This window comes from Rhizobium sp. TBD182, from assembly GCF_001950375.1.
Lineage (GTDB): Bacteria > Pseudomonadota > Alphaproteobacteria > Rhizobiales > Rhizobiaceae > Agrobacterium > Agrobacterium tumefaciens.
Map to the genome: position 1 here is coordinate 1 of NZ_BDLN01000035.1, position 515 is coordinate 515.

Annotated in this window: 1 protein-coding gene; it reads right to left on the minus strand. The window is 57.5% G+C overall.

What is annotated here, in order from left to right; genetic code table 11:
- Window positions 1-515 (minus strand): transposase (locus tag T18_RS26225; RefSeq protein WP_139322544.1); only part of this gene is annotated, 515 nt, incomplete at both ends.

A 515-nucleotide genomic window follows, 5' to 3' on the forward strand; every position in this document is an offset into this window, starting at 1 on the left:
CGATTGACGTTACCGCTTTGCCAGGGGGAGGGGGCAAGGCCTGCATACGATGCGATTTGGCGCCGGTTGTCGAAGTGGCGGAACAGGCCTTCCGTGTACAGTATTGTAGCGAATTCAGGCCCAATTCCTCGGATGCCCAAGAGAGCGGCCGCTTCTTTCGGCGTTTCCGGCGTCTCCTGAACGATCAAGGCATCTCGCTCGGCTTCGACAGCTTTGATCTGTGTGAGTATCAGTTCGAGGCGGTCAAGCTCTCTACAGACTTCGGCCTTCAGGTGTTTTGATAGCGGACGTCCATCGCCTGTCCGAAGCTCTTCCAGACGCTGCCGTCGATCCCGATTGACGGGCTCATACTCCCGTATTCCTTGTGTGAACAGCAGACCCTTTATCCGATTGACGTGGAAGACACGCTCCGCAATCAGCGTTTTCCGCTCCCGTCCAATCCGTCGGTTGTCTTCTTCCTCGGGCGAGAGAAGCTTCACCATTGAGCAGGCCCGCGGCTCGCCACGTTTCCATGC